This is a genomic window from Stenotrophomonas sp. GL_111 (assembly GCF_057835245.1).
The window spans coordinates 2478141-2493454 of the sequence record NZ_CM174421.1 but is presented as its reverse complement, the minus strand read 5'-3'; the positions used below and the strand labels follow the sequence as shown (position 1 = coordinate 2493454).

General features: G+C 66.7%; 17 protein-coding genes. 13 read left to right on the top strand and 4 right to left on the bottom strand.

The window, feature by feature from the left end; all coding sequences use genetic code 11:
- Nucleotides 1-92 precede the first annotated feature (92 nt).
- The 8 genes from AC3IPM_RS11115 (at nucleotide 93) to map (ending at nucleotide 8243) form a co-directional block, all read left to right on the top strand.
- Complete coding sequence (locus tag AC3IPM_RS11115; RefSeq protein WP_489299909.1) at nucleotides 93-1535, top strand: DcaP family trimeric outer membrane transporter; 1443 nt, start codon at nucleotides 93-95, stop codon at nucleotides 1533-1535.
- A gap of 10 nt (nucleotides 1536-1545) precedes the next feature.
- The gene (gene adiC / locus AC3IPM_RS11110; protein WP_489299908.1) at nucleotides 1546-2937 is read left to right on the top strand and encodes an arginine/agmatine antiporter; all 1392 of its coding nucleotides are present in this window, start codon (nucleotides 1546-1548) and stop codon (nucleotides 2935-2937) included.
- Nucleotides 2918-5206: an Orn/Lys/Arg family decarboxylase gene (locus AC3IPM_RS11105; protein ID WP_489299907.1), complete on the top strand. Its 2289-nt coding sequence runs from the start codon at nucleotides 2918-2920 to the stop codon at nucleotides 5204-5206. Before adiC ends, AC3IPM_RS11105 begins: the two co-directional genes overlap by 20 nt.
- Nucleotides 5207-5234: 28 nt before the next feature.
- Entirely contained in the window at nucleotides 5235-6137 is a 903-nt protein-coding gene (locus AC3IPM_RS11100; protein ID WP_489299906.1) for a cation diffusion facilitator family transporter, read from the top strand.
- A gap of 124 nt (nucleotides 6138-6261) precedes the next feature.
- Nucleotides 6262-6561 carry a putative quinol monooxygenase gene (locus AC3IPM_RS11095; protein WP_489299905.1) on the top strand — a complete coding sequence of 100 codons (300 nt, stop codon included), beginning with the start codon at nucleotides 6262-6264 and terminating at the stop codon, nucleotides 6559-6561.
- A 124-nt stretch (nucleotides 6562-6685) separates the two neighbouring features.
- Complete coding sequence (locus AC3IPM_RS11090) at nucleotides 6686-7117, top strand: RidA family protein (protein ID WP_489299904.1); 432 nt, start codon at nucleotides 6686-6688, stop codon at nucleotides 7115-7117.
- A gap of 149 nt (nucleotides 7118-7266) precedes the next feature.
- Nucleotides 7267-7479: a ParD-like family protein gene (locus AC3IPM_RS11085; RefSeq protein WP_489299903.1), complete on the top strand. Its 213-nt coding sequence runs from the start codon at nucleotides 7267-7269 to the stop codon at nucleotides 7477-7479.
- Nucleotides 7476-8243, top strand: a complete 768-nt coding sequence (map, locus tag AC3IPM_RS11080; protein WP_489299902.1) for a type I methionyl aminopeptidase — start codon at nucleotides 7476-7478, stop codon at nucleotides 8241-8243. Before AC3IPM_RS11085 ends, map begins: the two co-directional genes overlap by 4 nt.
- A 9-nt stretch (nucleotides 8244-8252) precedes the next feature.
- Here the strand turns inward: map and AC3IPM_RS11075 are convergent, their stop codons facing one another.
- Complete coding sequence (locus AC3IPM_RS11075) at nucleotides 8253-8777, bottom strand: hypothetical protein (RefSeq protein WP_489299901.1); 525 nt, start codon at nucleotides 8775-8777, stop codon at nucleotides 8253-8255.
- A complete protein-coding gene (locus AC3IPM_RS11070) occupies nucleotides 8774-9694 on the bottom strand; it encodes a LysR family transcriptional regulator (protein WP_489299900.1) in 921 nt (306 codons plus the stop codon). The genes AC3IPM_RS11075 and AC3IPM_RS11070 overlap by 4 nt, the downstream gene beginning before the upstream one ends.
- Nucleotides 9695-9825: 131 nt before the next feature.
- Here AC3IPM_RS11070 and AC3IPM_RS11065 point away from each other — a divergent pair, with 131 nt between their 5' ends.
- Nucleotides 9826-10257, top strand: coding sequence for a RidA family protein (locus AC3IPM_RS11065; protein ID WP_489299899.1), 432 nt, complete (start codon nucleotides 9826-9828; stop codon nucleotides 10255-10257).
- Here the strand turns inward: AC3IPM_RS11065 and AC3IPM_RS11060 are convergent.
- On the bottom strand, nucleotides 10229-10693 hold the full coding sequence (locus tag AC3IPM_RS11060; protein WP_489299898.1) for an Lrp/AsnC family transcriptional regulator: 465 nt from the start codon (nucleotides 10691-10693) through the stop codon (nucleotides 10229-10231). The genes AC3IPM_RS11065 and AC3IPM_RS11060 overlap by 29 nt on opposite strands.
- A gap of 129 nt (nucleotides 10694-10822) precedes the next feature.
- On the opposite strand from AC3IPM_RS11060, the gene AC3IPM_RS11055 reads away from it, so the two are divergent.
- From AC3IPM_RS11055 to AC3IPM_RS11045, 3 genes are all read left to right on the top strand, one after another.
- Nucleotides 10823-11575: an AzlC family ABC transporter permease gene (locus AC3IPM_RS11055; protein WP_489299897.1), complete on the top strand. Its 753-nt coding sequence runs from the start codon at nucleotides 10823-10825 to the stop codon at nucleotides 11573-11575.
- Nucleotides 11572-11871: an AzlD family protein gene (locus tag AC3IPM_RS11050; protein ID WP_489299896.1), complete on the top strand. Its 300-nt coding sequence runs from the start codon at nucleotides 11572-11574 to the stop codon at nucleotides 11869-11871. Before AC3IPM_RS11055 ends, AC3IPM_RS11050 begins: the two co-directional genes overlap by 4 nt.
- A gap of 74 nt (nucleotides 11872-11945) precedes the next feature.
- The gene (locus AC3IPM_RS11045) at nucleotides 11946-14111 is read left to right on the top strand and encodes a translocation/assembly module TamB domain-containing protein (protein ID WP_489299895.1); all 2166 of its coding nucleotides are present in this window, start codon (nucleotides 11946-11948) and stop codon (nucleotides 14109-14111) included.
- A 7-nt stretch (nucleotides 14112-14118) separates the two neighbouring features.
- On the opposite strand, the gene AC3IPM_RS11040 is transcribed toward AC3IPM_RS11045, so the two are convergent.
- Complete coding sequence (locus AC3IPM_RS11040) at nucleotides 14119-14292, bottom strand: hypothetical protein (RefSeq protein WP_489304242.1); 174 nt, start codon at nucleotides 14290-14292, stop codon at nucleotides 14119-14121.
- Nucleotides 14293-14390: 98 nt separating this feature from the next.
- On the opposite strand from AC3IPM_RS11040, the gene AC3IPM_RS11035 reads away from it, so the two are divergent.
- Nucleotides 14391-15302: a LysR substrate-binding domain-containing protein gene (locus AC3IPM_RS11035; RefSeq protein ID WP_489299894.1), complete on the top strand. Its 912-nt coding sequence runs from the start codon at nucleotides 14391-14393 to the stop codon at nucleotides 15300-15302.
- The last annotated feature ends 12 nt before the right edge of the window (nucleotides 15303-15314 follow it).

The following is a 15314-nucleotide window of genomic DNA, read 5'->3' as shown; positions in this document are numbered from 1 at the left end:
TTGCAGTGCAGTACCGGGTTGCCGATCCGTGCTCGACGCCGCCGTGCGTGGGCAGGGGCAGGCAGGGCTGTCTGCGGTTCATGGAGGACATGATGCGTCTGGGTGCATTGACTCTTGCCTGTGCGGTGGCCCTGTCGGCCACCCCGGCGTATGCGCAGGATTCGGCCGACGCGTTGCGGCAGGAAATCCGGGCGCTGCGGCAGACCCTGGAAACCATGGAGAAACGGCTGGATGCACTGGCGTCCAAACCGCCTCCACCAAGCGTGTCATCCGCAGATATACCCGCAACATCCGCAACGTCTACAGGCGCGACAACCGCAGCGCCCATCACGCGCGTCCAGGCCGCATCGGCGCAGGTACCCGGCCAAGGCCAGGCGATCCTGCCCACACGCGATTCGGTGTCCGATCCTTCTTCAGCCGCCTCGCGCCCTGACAGTGCCGCCGGCCCGACCGATCCGGAGCTGAAAGGCTTCTTCGCGATCCCCAACACCGACACCCTGATCCGCATCGGCGGCTACGCCAAGCTCGATGCGATCGCCGATTCGCGCGCGGCCGGGGATACCGAGCAGTTCATTCCGTCCTCGATCCCGGTCGGCAGCGCGCACCGCGATGTGTCCAACTTCAACATGCACGCCAAGCAGACCCGTTTCAGCTTCGAAGCGCGGCGCCCGACCACGCATGGCAACCTGCGCTTCTACCTGGAGAACGACTTCTTCGGCAGCAGCGACAGTTACCAGTTCCGCCTGCGCCATGCCTATGGCCAGCTCGGCAACACCTACGCCGGCTACGGCTATTCCACCTTCATGGATGCCGACAGCCTGCCCGACACGCTGGACTTTGCCGGGCCGGGTGGGGCGGGCTACCTGCTGGTGGCGGGCATGCACCACAGCTTCTCGCTGGGCAAGGGCAACACGCTGACCATCGCCGCCGAAGACCCGGACACGCAACTGCGCGCGCCGGCCGAGGGCATCACCGGGGTCGAGCAGCTGCCGGATGTGACCGTTACCGCGCGCATGGAACGCGACTGGGGCCACCTGCAGTTCGGCGTGGTCGGGCGCAGCCTGGGCTATGACGGCGACCAGGGCGATGCGCGCCGGGTGGGGGGTGGCGCGCAACTGAGCGGGTCGGCGTCGGTGGGCGAACGCGACCTGCTGCTGTTTGGTGCGCTTGGCGGCAAGGGCCTGGGCCGCTACACCGCCGACCTGACCGGCTCGGGCATGGATGCGGTGGTCACCACGGACGGCCGCCTCGAGTTGCTGTCGCTGTACGGCGGCTTCGTGGGCTACACCCATTACTGGACGCCGATGTGGCGCTCCAACCTCATCTACGGGCAATTGACCAGCGAGCGCAACGCCGCGCTGGGCGCCGATGCGTTCCGGCAGAGCCGCTACGGGGTGTTCAACCTGCTCTGGAGCCCGGCCCCGTCCTGGACGATGGGCATGGAGCTGCTGTACGGCCAGCTCGAACAACAGAACGGACAACGTGGCGACACGATGCGATTGCAGGGCAGCCTGCAATACAACTTCATCAAGTAGGAGAACCGTCATGGCAGCAGCAAAGAAAATCGGGGTGGTTGGCGCCACCTTCCTGGTGGCGGGCAACATGATGGGTTCAGGGGTGTTCCTGCTGCCCTCCAGCCTGGCCAAGATCGGTACCGCCTCGATCTGGGGCTGGATGATCACCACCGCCGGGGCGCTGCTGCTGGCCTTCGTGTTCGCCAAGCTCGGCAAGCTCGCGCCCAAGGCCGGTGGCCCGTATGCCTATGCGCGCGACTGGTTTGGCCCGTACATGGGCTTCCAGACCAACGCCATCTACTGGTTCGCCAACTGGATCGGCAATGTGGCCATTCCGATCGCGGCGGTGGGTTACTTCAGTTACTTCTTTCCGATCCTGTCCGAGCCGCTGCCGCGCTGCCTGGCCGTGCTGGCGCTGGTGTGGGCGCTGAGTTTCGCCAACGTCATCGGGCCCTCGTTCGTCAGCAAGTTGCAGACGGTCACCACCAGTTTCGCGCTGGTGCCGATCCTGGGCATTGCGATCTTCGGCTGGTTCTTCTTCGATCCGGCCCTGTTCAAGGGCGCCTACAACGTGTCCGGTGAATCCAACTTCGGCGCGATCTCCAGTGCCGCCGCGTTGACCCTGTGGGCCTTCATCGGCGTGGAGTCGGCCTCGGTCACCGCCGGGGTGGTGGAAAACCCGGAAAAGAACGTGGCGCGCGCCACGCTGGCCGGCGTGTTCCTGGCGGCGATTGCCTACATCGCCAGCTCCTCGGTGATCATGGGCATGGTGCCCAACGGCGATCTGCAGGTGTCCGATGCGCCGTTCGCGCTGGCCGCCGCCAATGCGGTCGGCGGCTGGGGTGGGGCGCTGGTCAGCCTGTGCGCCTTCGTGGGTGCGGCCGGTTCGCTCGGCGGCTGGATCCTGCTGACCGCGCAGAGCGCCAAGGCGGCCTCCGATGACGGCCTGTTCCCCAGCATCTTCAGCAAGACCAACAAGGACGACGTGCCGGTCAAGGGCGTGCTGATCGTGGCCGTGCTGATGACGCTGGCGGTGCTGGTCACCTCGACCTCGGCCACCGCATCGGCGCAGTTCGATGTGATCACCTCCGCTGCCGTCGTGCTGACCCTGCTGCCGTACATCTATTCGTGCGTGGCCTGCTACTTCGTGGTCGAGCGCTCGCACACGCTGGTGCATACCGGCGCGTTCTGGCTGCTGACCAGCATCACCGTCGTGTACTGCCTGTGGGCGATCTACGGCTCGTCCGGCAGCATCGTCCAGTACGCCTTCCTGTTCGTGCTGTTCATCACCGTGTTCTACCCGTTCTTCAGCGAGGAGCGCCGCCGCCAGCGCGGCCAGCTGCCTGCGCTCGAACGCGGTGCCCAGCCCGAAGCTTTCGTGATTTTGCCCCAGGAGAATGCCTGTGTATTTCAAGTCCCTTGATTACCCGATCATCGTCATCGACGACGACTACGAATCCCCGCGTATCGGCGGCATCCTGATCCGTGCCCTGGTCGAGGAGCTGCGCAAGAACGACCAGCGCGTGCTGTGCGGGCTGACCCTGGCCGATGCGCAGGCCGGTGCCCGCACCTATGTGGCCGCCTCGGCAGTGCTGATCTCCATCGATGGCACCGAAGACAAGCCGGAGCAGTTCCAGCGCCTGCTGGGCTTCCTGCGCGAACAGAGTGCCCGCCGCGGCAACCTGCCGGTGTTCCTGTACGGTGAGCGCCGCACCATCGAGAAGGTGCCGAGCAAGCTGCTCAAGTACGTGCACGGCTACATCTTCCTGTTCGAAGACACCAAGAGCTTCATCTCGCGGCAGGTGATGCGCGCCGCCGAAGACTACATGCAGAACCTGCTGCCGCCGTTCTTCAAGGCGCTGATCCACCACACCGCCGAGTCGAACTATTCCTGGCATACCCCGGGCCATGCCGGTGGCGTGGCGTTCACCAAGTCACCGGTGGGGCGTGCGTTCCACCAGTTCTATGGTGAGAACACGCTGCGCAGCGATCTGTCGATTTCGGTGCCCGAGCTGGGGTCGCTGCTCGACCACAGCGGCCCGATCAAGGAGGCCGAGAACGAAGCGGCGCGCAACTTCGGCGCTGACCACACCTTCTTCGTCACCAACGGCACGTCCACCGCCAACAAGATCGTCTGGCATGGCACGGTGGGCCGTGGCGATGTGGTGTTCGTCGACCGCAACTGCCACAAGTCGCTGCTGCATTCGCTGATCATGACCGGCGGCATCCCGGTGTACTTCACCCCCAGCCGCAACGCGCACGGCATCATCGGCCCGATCAGCCTGGACCAGTTCACCCCCGAGGCGCTGCAGACCGCGATCGCGGCCAACCCGCTGGCCAGCAAGGCATTCAAGGCCGGCTCCAAGCCACGCATCGCGGTGGTCACCAATTCCACCTATGACGGGCTGTGCTACAACGCCGAGAAGATCGCCGAGGAGATCGGCAGCGCGGTGGACTTCCTGCATTTCGACGAGGCCTGGTACGCCTACGCCGCCTTCCATCCGTTCTACGAGAACCACTACGGCATGGCCAAGGGCAAGCCGCGTGAGCAGGATGCGATCATCTTCACCACGCATTCCACCCACAAGCTGCTGGCCGCGTTCTCGCAGGCCTCGATGATCCATGTGCGCAACGCGGCCACCCGCGAACTGGACGCCGAGCGCTTCAACGAAGCCTTCATGATGCACACCACCACCAGCCCGCACTACGGGGTGATCGCGGCCTGCGATGTGGCGTCGAAGATGATGGAAGGCGCGGCGGGCGAATCGCTGGTGCAGGAAATGCACGACGAGGCGATTGCCTTCCGCCGCGCCATGCTGCATGTCCGCGAAGACCTGGGCCGTGACGACTGGTGGTTCAGCGTATGGCAGCCGGACAAGCTGGAGCGCTCGCTGGCCAAGGGCGATGCCCCGGCGCCGATGGTCGCCAAGCGCGAGGAGTGGTACCTGCAGCCCGAAGCGCATTGGCACGGCTTCGATGGGCTGGTGGAAGACTATGTGCTGATCGACCCGATCAAGGTCACGCTGCTGACACCCGGGTTGTCGATCGATGGTGCGATCGGCCAGCGCGGTATTCCGGCCGCGGTGCTGAGCAAGTTCCTGTGGACGCGTGGCATCACCGTGGAGAAAACCAACCTGTACTCGGTGCTGTTCCTGTTCTCGATGGGCATCACCAAGGGCAAGTGGAGCACCTTGGTCACCGAGCTGATGGCATTCAAGGAACTGTACGACGCCAATGCGCCGCTGAGCCGGGCGCTGCCCTCGCTGACCAGCGAGTTTCCCACCGCCTATGCCGGCTGGGGCCTGCGCGACCTGTGCCAGGCCCTGCACGAATTCAACCGTGAATTCGCCGTGCCCAAGGTGATGCGCGAGATGTACGTGGACCTGCCCGAGCCGGTGATGACCCCGGCCGAGGCCTACGATCACCTGGTGCGTGGGCAGATCGAGCGGGTCGATATCGAGGCGATCAGCGGGCGAATCGCCGGCACCATGCTGGTGCCGTACCCGCCGGGCATCCCGACCATCATGCCCGGCGAACGCTTCGGCGCCAGCGACGAGCCGATCATTCAGTCGCTGCGCATCGCCCGCGAGCAGAATGCCCGCTTCCCGGGCTTCGAGTCGGACGTGCACGGGCTTATCATCGACCGCGACGGCGACACGCCAACCTACAAGGTGGAGGTGCTGAAGGTCTGAGCCCATCGGTCAGGACCGGAGGCGAGCGATGGATACAGCACGCGAGCAGCGGGTCCTGAAGTTCTCGATCGGGGTGACGGTGGCGGTCAGCGCCACCGGTTTCACCGGTGGCCTGCTGGTGGGATCGCAGGCCATCCTGTTCGATGGCGTCTACAGCCTGGTCGATGTGGCATTGACCCTGGTGGCGCTGTCGGTGCTGCGGCTGGTGGCGCGGGAAGACAGCCCGCGCTTCCAGTACGGCTACTGGCACCTGGAACCGATGGTGGAAGCCCTCGGCGGGGCGATCCTGTCGTTGGCCTGCGTGTACGCGCTGGCCAACTCGGTGATCGGGCTGACCACCGGCGGCCATGAGGTCAAGGCCGGCCCCGCGCTGTTGTGGGCCGCGCTGCTTTGCGTAAGCAACCTGGCGATGGCGCTGTTCGTGCGTGGCCATGCGCTGCGGTTGCAGTCTGCGCTGTTGTGGCTGGACGTACGGGCCTGGCTGCTGAGCGGCCTGATGAGCCTGGCGGTGGTGCTGGCATTCGCCATCGCACTGCTGCTGCGTGGCGGCGAGCACGAACACTGGATTCCCTATTTGGACCCGCTGGTGCTGGCCGCGATCAGCGTGGCGGTGCTGCCGGTACCCTTGCGCGGTGCGTGGAAGGCCACGCGCGAAGTGCTGCAGGTGGCGCCGGACACGCTCGATGCACGCGTGCATGAGGTGATGACAGCCTTCATTGCCGAACACGGCTTCCTGGCCTTCACCAGCCACGTGGCCAAGATGGGGCGCATGCGCTTCGTCGAGATCCATATCCTGACCCATCCCGAGACCCGCATCGGCAGCATCGGCGATGTCGACGTGCTGCGCGATCAGATCGCCGAACGGCTGGATGCGCGGGGCAGCGACTTCTGGCTGACCATCGATTTCACCGCCGACCCGGCCTGGACCTAAGGGATCGCGCCGGAGGCAATCTTCACTCGCGCGATGAAACTGCTGCTGTGATCTGCCGGTGTGTCTGCCGCCACTGAGCGGCAACAGTGCACGCACTGACATTCCCCCACAGGCGTACGCACCCATGAATACCCCCCTTGTCTCGCTGGCCGTGCTGAAGGCCAAACCCGGTTGCCGTGAGGCATTGAAGGCCGGCCTGCTGGCGTTGGTGGCCCCCACCCGGGCCGAGCCCGGCAACCTGGACTACGTGCTGTTCGAGCTGCGCGATGCGCCCGGAACGTTCTACATGCGTGAGGCGTTCCAGGACCAGGCGGCACTCGACGCACATTTTGCGACGGCGTATTTCCGCCAGTTCGCGGCCGGCGCCGATGCACTGCTGGAGGTGCCGTTGCAGCTGCTCTTCCTGGAGCAGGTTTCAGACTGATCGGGGGCGCTGGCCAGCAGGTGGATCAAGCCCGCCACTGCATCGCAGCGTTGCAGCGCCACGCTTTGACCTCAACCACGGTTGAGGACCGAAACTGCGCGCTCTCTCCCAAGGATGCTCCCCCATGTTGATCGATACCCCCGTGGCACCGCCAGGTCTGTTCGGCTTCATCAATCCCACCGGCCTGTACGACCCCAGCGCCAACGGTTACTCGCACGTGGCGGTGGTGCGGCTGCCGGCGCGGCTGATCCACGTGGCCGGGCAGGGCGGTGAGACCGCCGACGGCACGCTGTCGCCGCGCTTTGAGGTGCAGGTCCGGCAGGCGCTGGACAACCTGGTGCTGGCGCTGGCATCGGCCGGGGCCAGCCTGGCCGATGTGGCCAAGCTGACCGTACTGGTGGTGGACCACGATGAAGATCGGCTGGGCATCCTGTCCGAACAGATCGGACGTCGCTGGCCGCTCGGCCGGGCCCCGACCTGCACGCTGATTCCGGTGCCACGGCTGGCGCTGGATGGGATGTTGTTCGAGATCGAGGCGACCGCCTACGCCGCCTGATGCGCGCGCCAAGCCGGCAGGCGCGGCCCGGGAAAAGGAACGTTGGCGATTGATCGATGGGGCGCGGCGATGCCCGGGGCGTTCTGGCCGGACTGGAATGCGATATACGAAACATATATAATGTGTATATCACCTATCCGAGTACGCCCATGGGCATCGTCAACATCGACGACGAACTGCACGACAACCTGCGCTGCGCCAGCACCGTTTCCGGGCGCTCGATCAATGCCCAGGCCGGTTTCTGGATCAAGATCGGCATGCTGTGCGAAATGAACCCGGCGATGAGCTACCAGGAGATCGTCAATCGCGAGCTGCGTGCGGCCGGGGTGGATCCCGGGGCATTGCGGGTGGCGCAGGCATGATCAAGTCAGCGGATGAGCAGGCGCGGATGCGCGCGTCCGGGCGCCTGCTGGCATCGGTGTTCGAGGCACTGGACCGGCTGCCGCTGGAGGGCATGACTACCCTGCAGGTCAACGACTGGGTGGAGCGCTTCATCGTGGATGAACTGCACGCGCGGCCGGCCAGCAAGGGCCAGTACGGTTTCGCCTATGTATTGAACGCCTCCATCGACAATGTGGTCTGCCATGGCGTGCCGTCGGCAGAGGACGTGCTGCGCAGCGGCAGCATCGTCAACCTGGACATCACCCTGGAAAAGGACGGCTACATCGCCGATTCCAGCAAGACCTATCTGGTCGGCGAGGTGGACTACGCGGCCAAGCGGCTGGTGCGGGTGACCCGCGAGGCGATGTGGAAGGGGATCGCGGCGGTGCGCCCGGGCGCGACCCTGGGCGATATCGGCTTTGCGATCCAGCAGCATGCCAAGGCGCACGGCTACAGCGTAGTGCGGGAGTTCTGTGGCCATGGCATCGGCACAGAGATGCACGAGGAGCCGCAGGTGCTGCACTACGGCCGGCGCGGCGACGGGCTGGCGCTGGAGGAAGGCATGACCTTCACCATCGAGCCGATGATCAACCAGGGACGCGCCGCCATCGACATGAGCGACGACGGTTGGACCGTCACCACCCGCGACGGCAAGCTCTCGGCACAGGCCGAGCACACCGTGCTGGTCACCGCCGACGGCGTGGAAGTATTGACCCTGCGCGCCGAGGAGCGACAGCCGGGCTGAGCGCTGCGCTCAGGGCCGCACGTCGCAGTGGATCTGCAGGCTTTCCGTGGGGTTGCGGTGGATGTCGAAGCCGCTGTCCTGCAGGGCCTGCTTCACGGCAGCCAGGCAGTCGGCGTGCCGGGCGATGCGCTGCTGTTGCCAGGGCAGGGAGGTGAACACCCCCAGCGGCAGGAAGCGCAGTCGCCTGCCGTCCAGCACGATCGAGACATCCACATGGCCGCCATCCAGGTCATGCCCGTTGGCGCCGAAGATATCCTCGACCTCGGCATGACGCTGCGGATAGCAGGTGCGGAACAGGCGGATGCCCAGCCAACGCGAGAGCGTACGGAAGCCGCCCAGGCCGCTGCGGCGGGGTTCATAGCCACGGGTCAGCAGCAGCCGGATGGCGGGCGGCAACTGCGCTTGGGCCTGGTGCAGCCGCGCAAGGACGCTGGCGTCGAGCTGGATCTGCGATGACGGCCAGCGCGGTGCGATGCGCAGCCCGTCGGTGTGGCCTTTGCGCAGGGTGATCAGGGTGGGGCCGACCGGGTTCATGGCATGGCCCCCGGCGGGGCGTGGCGTTCCACCAGCGCGGCGACCCACTCGATGAACACCCGCAGTTTGGCGCTCACATGCCGGTTCGGCGGAAACGCCACATACAGCGGCATCGGTGCCAGCTGCCAGTCGGGGAACAGTCGCACCAGCGTGCCGTTTTCGATGTGCGCGGCGGCCATGTAATCCGGCAGCCACAACGCGCCCAGGCCGGCCACGCCGGCCGCGAGGTAGGCGTTGCCATCATCGACCGCCAGCCGGTGGCGGCCCTGCACCGTGATGGTTTCCTCGCCACGCCGCATCACATAGGGCATCACCTGGCCACTGCGCGAACGCAGGTAGCCGATGACGTGGTGGGGCGTGTCGCCGAGCTCCTGCGGATGACGGGGTTGGCCAACGCTGGCCAGGTACGCCGGGGCGGCATGGATGCCGGCCTGCAGGTCGCCGATGCGGCGGGCGACCAGCGCAGGGTCGGTAAGCGTGCCGCCACGGATCACACAATCCACGTTCTCATCGATCAGATCGACGTTGCGGTCGCTGACCCCCAGGTCGAGCTGGATGTCCGGGTAGCGCGCCAGGAAGTCGGGCAGGGCGGGCACCAGCAGCAGCCGGGCGAAGGGGGTGGGAACATCCACGCGCAGGCGTCCACGTGGTGCAGCGGCGGCGCTGGACAGGCTGGTTTCGGCATCGTCGAGCGCGGCGAGCAGCGGCAGTACCCGTGCGTAGTAGGCCGCGCCGTCGGCGGTGACGTTGACCTGGCGGGTGGTGCGGTTGAGCAGGCGCACCCGCAGCCGCGCCTCCAGCTGCTGCACCAGTTGGGTCACGGTGGTCCTGCTCATGTGCAGGGTCTGTGCGGCCTTGGTGAAACTGCCGGTCTCCACCACTCGGGCGAAGGCCTGCATCGCATCGAACCGATCCATCTGCGCTCCTGCCGGGAATTGTTTGGATTCTACAAACAGTGATGGCCAGTATTGCCGGTTTATCACGGGGCGGTGGCCCTCTACGGTGGTGCCATCGCAATCAACGGCCCGCCGTGGGCCAGGAGCAGACGATGGCAACCCGTGATGTGGTGTTTCCGCCGGGCCGACAGGCCCTCTACGAGCGCAACCGGTATTCCCCGGCGGTGCGCGCCAATGGCTTCCTGTTCGTGTCCGGGCAGGTCGGCAGCCGCGATGATGGTTCGCCCGAGCCGGAGCTGGAGGCACAGGTGCGGCGCGCCTTCGCCAACCTCAATGCGATTCTCGCCGCGGCTGGCTGCACCTTTGACGATGTGGTGGACGTCACCGTGTTCCTGGTCGATCCCGAACGGATCTTCGAACGCGTGTGGCAGGTAGTGCCCGAGTTCTGGGGGCAGGCGCCGTACCCGACCCTGACCGGGATCGGGGTGACCTGGCTGTATGGCTTCGACGTGGAGATCAAGGTGATCGCCAAGCTGCCGGACGCCGCCGCGACCCCTACATCGGCAGCTGCCAGGACTGCTTGATCTTCTGCATCGGGATTTCGGTCTTGACGCTCTGCACGCCCTTGATCCGGTTCAAGTGGTCGACCTGGAACTGGCGGTAGGCCTCCAGGTCGGCCACGGCCACGCGCAGCAGGAAATCGCAGTCGCCGGCCATCAGGTAGCACTCCAGCACTTCGGGAAAGCGGCGCACCGCATCGACGAAATGGTTGGTGGTGTCCTCGTCCTGTCCGGTCAGCCAGACCCGCGCGAACACGGTGAAGCCCATGCCTACCTTGGCCGCGTCGAGCAGGGCGATATAGCCGCTGATCACGCCCGCCTCCTCCAGCAGGCGCACCCGGCGCAGGCACGGCGAGGGCGACAGGCCCACGCGCTTGGCCAGTTCGACGTTCTGGAGGCGGCCGTCGCGCTGCAGTTCGGCGAGAATGCGGCGGTCGATCTTGTCCAGATTCAGTGGCATGGGGTAGTGCCCGCGTGGCTTGGAGGTGGCACAGAATGCCACGTACAACGCCGGACAAGGCATAAACGCAACCCGATGCCGCGCGCAATGGCCGACAATGTCGCCATCGCCCCGATCTGCAGCGCGCCCATGGATGCCCAGCCCCACAACACCCCACCCCCTGATGCCACCGTCCTGCCCCGGCCGGGTGCACGCGAACTGCTGCGCGGCGCGGTCGATGCGCTGCCGGTGATGGCCGGCTTCGTCCCGTTCGCGCTGGTGCTTGGCGCCCAGGCCACGCAGAAGGGCATGAGCGTGCTGGAGGTGGCGATGATGACCGGGATGAACTTTGGCGGCGGCTCGGAATTCGCCGCGGTGGCGCTGTGGACCTCGCCGCCGCACCTGCTGCTGATCGTGGCGATGACGCTGCTGGTCAACAGCCGCCACCTGCTGATGGGCGCGATCCTGGCCCCGTTCGTGCAGCGCCTGCCCAGGCGCAAGGTGCTGCCGGCGCTGTTCTTCATGTGCGATGAGAGCTGGGCGATGGGCCTGGCCGATGCACGCCGTCGTGCGCAGGCCGGCTGGGCCGAGGCCTTCAGCCTGCGCTACTACATGGGCGTGTCGCTGGCGTTGTACCTGACCTGGATCGTTTCCACGGCGACCGGTGCGCTGGTCGGGCCGATGATCGGGGATATCGAATACTGGGGCCTGCACATGGCGTTCCCGGCGGTGTTCCTGGTGCTGCTACGGGGCATGTGGAAGGGGCTGGGGGCGGCACGCCCCTGGCTGGTGAGCCTGGTGGTGGCGGCGGTCACGCACCTGCTGGTGCCGGGCGCCTGGTACGTGGCGGCGGGTGCGGTGGCCGGATTGCTGGCCGCGTGGTTCTGGGCGAAGCCGGCATGATCGACCTGATTTCGGTATTGACCATTGTCGGCATGGCGCTGGCCACCTACCTGACCCGCGTGCTGGGTTTCCTGGCGCTGCGCAACCGCACCTTGAGCGCGCGTGCGGTGACGGTGATGGAAGCTGCGCCAGGCTGCGTGCTGATCTCGGTGATCGCGCCGCATTTCGTTGCCGAGCGACCGGCCGACCTGATCGCCCTGGCGGTAACGCTGGCCGCGGCCACGCGGTTGTCGATGCAGCCCACGGTGGTGATCGGCGTGGTCACGGCAGGCGTGTTGCGGCATCTGATGGGCTGACGGGCTGCCTTCACGTGGTGTCGCGCGCAGTTTGCCGATAGTGGGCGTCATCCTGTTGCCGGTCCTGTTGTCTGATGCCCCTGATTCCCGAGCGCATCCAGCGCTGGCCGCGGCCATTGCGCGTAACGCTGCTCTGCCTGCTGCTGGCGTACGCGCTGTATCTGCTGGCCGGCAATGTGTTTCTCAATACGCCGCTGTTCGATGCGGTAAGCAACCGCAAACCTGAAAAATTCAGCATGCAGACCGGCCCGGCACTGACCGTGGTGCCGGGCCACGCCATCGTCTGGAACGTGCGCATGCGTGGCCAGGCCGGGCATACCGTGTATGTCTTCCGTGCCGACCGGGCCAGCGCGTGGATATCGCCGCTGGCGCTGTTCCGGCGCGAAGTGCGGATTCCGCGGATTGATGCCAGCGGGGTGGAATCGGAGGTGCGGCGGGTTGAACAGGGCATCGCGCCGCCGCCGCGCAGCGACCGTGGTTGGACCCTGCGGTTCGATGCGATCCACAGCGACAGCATCCGCAGTGGCCACTTTGGCCCGCTGCTGATCGTCGGCCAGGGCAGCGGCACCGTGGGCTTTCTCAAGCAGCTGCGCGGCGGCCCGTCGGAGTTGTTCGATTCCCGCGCGGCATTCGAGCAGGCGACCGTGAGCTTCGATGGGGTGAAGGTATTGGACGATGCGCATATTGCGGCGCGGTTCCACTTTCCGCGGCACTATCGTGACGAGGCGCCGGGCCTGCGCAAGTTCGAGATACTCAGTGCACAGTTGCAGATCGATGCGCGCAGCCAGGCCGTGCAGATCGATACCGGCGGGCCGCACGTCAAGGTCGGCAGCGTGCCGTCGACCGCGCGCCTCAACGCCGATGTGGCGCTGGACAAGGGCGCGTTGCAGCCGGGCAGCCGGGTGGTGTGGCGTCTGCCGGTACATGCCGGGGTGAACGCCGATGATCGCGGACTGTTGGCCTTGCAGCTGGATGTGGCCCAGGACATGCGGGTGCAGGCGCGGCTGCCGCGCGATGCGCAGACCGGCAGTGAACTGCACGCCGACCTGCGTGTGACCGGGCGGAAGATTCCGTTCGCAGCGCCGCTGGAGCTGCTGCCGCGCGTGTCGGGCCAGCTGCAGGGCGCCTGGAAGTTCGAGTCGTTGAACTGGATTGCCGATCTGTTCGTGCGCAAGCCGTGGTTCCACCTGGACGGCGGCGGAATGCTGCAGGGCGACCTGCGCGTGGCCGATGGCCAGCTTTCCCCCGGCAGCACGCTGGACATTCCACAAGTGGCGGCGGTGGCCGAGGTGGCCGGTGTGCGCCTGCGTGGCGAAGCGAACGCTCACGGGCGCATCGTGGCCGGTGCGCCGGCGCAGGCGCAGCTGGACGTGAAGATTCCGCAGTTCCGCGCGGCACCGGTTGCGGCGCCGCAGGCGCTGCTGTTCGATGGCCGCGCCATGGTGCTCACGCTGCGCGGGGACGCGCGCCTGCAGCAACTGCGCGATGGCATGCGCGCACGGCTGAACTTCAAGGATGCGCAGGTGCCGGATCTGAGCGCCTACAACCGCTACCTGGGCAATGACAGCGTCCGCCTGCTCGGCGGCAACGGCCTGCTCAGCGGCGATGTCGAGCTGGATTCGGCCGGCCGGGTCGGCACCGGCCGCGCCGACCTGCGCGGTCGCGGCGTGCAGATGACGCTGGCCGGGATGGCGATGCGCGGCGACGCGCAGCTGCAGGCACGCGCACGCCGCGCCGATTTCGCGGCGCGGCAGTTCGACCTCAGCGGCAGTACGATCGCGCTGCGCAACATCCGCGTCGGTGATGCGGCCGGTGATGGCCGTTGGTGGGGCACGGTGGCGGTGCGCCAGGGCCATATCGATGCCGCCGCCCCGTTCCAGGTGGATGCACAGGCCGACGTGCGCCTGCGCGATGCCGGGCCGTTGCTGGGCGTGTTCGCCGAGCACAGTGCCTACCCGCGCTGGGTGCTGGGACTGGTTGACGCCGGTGAAGTGCAGGCCAGCGGGCAACTGCGCTGGCGCGCCGGTGAACTGCGGGTGGATGACCTGCAGGCCGAAAACGATCGTCTGTCATTGCGCGCGCGCCTGGCGCTGGCCGGTGCACAGCGCCGCGGTGATCTGTATCTGCGTTGGGGCGTGCTGGGCGCAGGCATCGGGCTGGATGGCCAGCAACGCCGGTGGCATCTGAGCGGCGCGCGCGAGTGGTACGAGCAGCAGCCGCGGCTGCTGCCAGCGCCGTAGGCAAGGATTACCCGCACGGGTGCGGCGACACCGGCGGTAGTGCCACGCCATGCGTGGCAGGCGCCGAACCCGCCGCCTCCGCGTCCTCCGCCTCCGCGTCCGGCCCCTCGGCCAGCCGCTGCGCCAGCCCGACGTCGGCGATATGCCCGTGCAGGAACAACAACCCGGCATAGATGTTCATGGTGCACCTCCACTTGAGTAGCCTTGACGATAAGTGCAGGATGGACAACGAAAAAGCGACATTTCCGCAAGCCAGCCTTGAAATGGATTCAAGTCACAATGTCCAGAATGCCATTGCAGGCCCTGCAGAACTTCGTCACCGCCGCGCGTCTTGGCAACCTGACCCGGGCGGCGGAATCGGTGAACCTCACCGTCAGCGCACTCAGCCATCAGATGCGGCAGCTGGAACAGCGGCTTGGCTATCCACTGCTGCTGCGCCAGGCCCGGGGCGTGCGGCTCACCAGCGAAGGCCAGCACCTGCTCGAGCAGGTGGGCCCGCACCTGGATGCGATCGGTCAGGCGTTCCAACCCTTTGCGGCGCGCCCTGATCGGGTGTTGACGGTCAGCGCGCTGCCCTCGATGGCCTCCAACTGGCTGGTGCCGCGGTTGGGCTCCTTCGTGACCGAACATCCGCAGATCGAACTCAACCTGGAATCCAGCGAACGGCTGATCGACTTCGAGCGCCACCTGCAGGTCGATGCGGCCTTGCGGGTGGGTCCCGGGCAGTGGCCCGGCCTGCACGCCGAACCGCTGTTCGACGAGTGGCTGATGCCGATGGCCAGCCCGTCGCTGGTTGCGCGGATGGGCGGGGTGGCGGCGCGGCCGCTGTCGAAATGGCCGCTGCTAGGCGATCCGGATGGCGAATGGCAGCGCTGGTTCGCCCTGATTGGCGAGACGCCGCCGAGCCGCTACGTGGCCATGCTCAACGATTCCGAATCCCACCACCGCGCGGCGCTGGATGGCTTTGGCGTGGCGCTGGGGCGGGTGACGCGGGCGCGGCTGCTGCTGGATTCGGGCCAGCTGATCGCGTTGTCAGCGCAGCGCCTGAAGACACGCTGGTCGCATTGGCTGGTGTATCCGCAACGTTCAGCCACACACCAGGGCTTCCTGGCATTTCGTACATGGCTGCATGCCCAGGCCGAGGAGCATGCGCGGCATATGCAGACGCTGATGCCTGCGCCGATGCGCTGAATCCAAGGGGCC